This is a genomic window from Kitasatospora sp. NPDC059088 (assembly GCF_042738155.1).
Lineage (GTDB): Bacteria > Actinomycetota > Actinomycetes > Streptomycetales > Streptomycetaceae > Kitasatospora.
In genome coordinates this window covers 1-1,408 of the sequence record NZ_JBHYGR010000306.1, presented here as the reverse complement: position 1 = coordinate 1,408, position 1,408 = coordinate 1, and the positions used below count along the sequence as shown (strand labels likewise).

2 protein-coding genes are annotated in these 1,408 nt (G+C 79.5%); both read right to left on the bottom strand.

Going from position 1 to position 1,408, the window contains the following annotated elements; genetic code table 11:
* Window positions 1–162: 162 nt before the first annotated feature.
* Window positions 163–912, bottom strand: coding sequence for an anti-sigma factor domain-containing protein (locus ACFWXO_RS45545; protein ID WP_380533187.1), 750 nt, complete (start codon window positions 910–912; stop codon window positions 163–165).
* Window positions 909–1,408, bottom strand: a 500-nt coding sequence (locus tag ACFWXO_RS45540) for a sigma-70 family RNA polymerase sigma factor (RefSeq protein WP_380533184.1), incomplete at its 5' end; no start/stop codon positions are given. The genes ACFWXO_RS45540 and ACFWXO_RS45545, both read right to left, overlap by 4 nt.

Genomic DNA, 1,408 nt, shown 5'->3' with positions numbered 1-1,408 from the left:
GGTGGGGGGCGCCCGCGGCCCCCCCCCCGGGCTCCCCGGCTCGACCCCGGCGCCCCCCCCCCCCGCGGCAGGCCCGGAACCGGTTCGGATCCCGTTCCGGGTCGGTCCGGAGGTCGGTCCGGAGCCTGCGCCGGGACCACGGGGTGGGCGCGGCGAGCCAGGTCAGCCGAAGGACAGCAGCATCACCGGGGCCGAACTCGGGTGCGCCGAGCCGCCCGCCGGTTCGACCGTCACGCCGATGCCGCTGGCCTTGTCCAGCGGCCCGGACAGCAGCAGTGCCCCGTCGCCGCCCGGCAGCAGTCCGGCCGGACGCATCGTCCCGGCGTCGTTGAACCACAGCTGGTAGGTGCTGCCCGCGCCCGGCGCCGGCATCCCGGAGGCCAGGAACGCGGCCCGGTCCCGGCTGGGCGACCACACCACCGTCCCCACGCCCGCCCCGCCCGCCGCCACCCCGGTGGCGGTGCGGGCGTCGGGCGCGGCGAGCAGGCCCGCGACGTGGTCCTGCGCCTGCTGGAGCGCGGTGGCGCGGGCCCGGGCCCGGTCGGCCTCCCGGTGCTGCTGGACGGCGACGCCCCCGGCGCCGACCGCCAGGGCCAGGCAGGCGGCGAGCGCCAGCCTCGGAAGGCCGCGGCGCAGCGGCCCGGGCCGGCGGGCGTCCACGGCGGGGGGAGCGGTGCGCGGGGCCTCCTGGCGGAGGGTGGGCAGCGCGGCCAGCACCCTGGCCTTGAGGGCCTCCGGCGCGACGACGGAGTCCGCGGCGGCGAGCCTGGCCAGGGTCGCGGCGAACTCCGCGACCTCCAGGGCGCAGGCCGGGCAGCCGGCCAGGTGGCGTTCGAACTCGGCGCTCTCGGCCGGCTCCAGGGCGTGGGTGGCGTAGGCGCCGGTCAGGGTGTGCAGGTCGGCGACGGTCATGCTCCCACCCCCAGGCAGTCGCGCAGCCGGATCAGTCCGTCGCGCATCCGGGTCTTGATCGTGCCCAGCGGTGCGCCGAGGACCTCGGCCACCTGGGGGTAGGTGTAGCCGCGGTAGTAGGCGAGTGTCAACGCCTCCCGCTGCAGATCGGTGAGCGTCCTCATGCAGCGCCGCACCTGTTCGCGCTCCAGCCGGCCCTCGACCTGCTCGGCGACCTCGTCGAACACCGGGGCGTGGGCGGCGGCGGCCGCCCGCTGGTCGCGGTCGGCGGCGGCCTGCGCGGCCCGGACCCGGTCCACCGCGCGCCGGTGGGCGATGGTCAGCACCCAGGGCATGACCTCGCCGCGCTCGGCCCGGTAGCGGGCGGCGGTGCGCCACACCTCCAGCAGCACCTCCTGGGCCACCTCCTCGGACTGGGCCCGGGGCCGCCCGAACCCGCGCCCCCCCCCCCCCCCCCGGGCCCGCCCCCCCGCGGGCCAAGGGGGGGGAGGGTGCC

Excerpts from the sequence above, each read along its gene's own strand:
- ACFWXO_RS45545 (WP_380533187.1), bottom strand. The coding sequence starts at position 912 with ATGACCGTCGCCGACCTGCACACCCTGACCGGCGCCTACGCCACCCAC.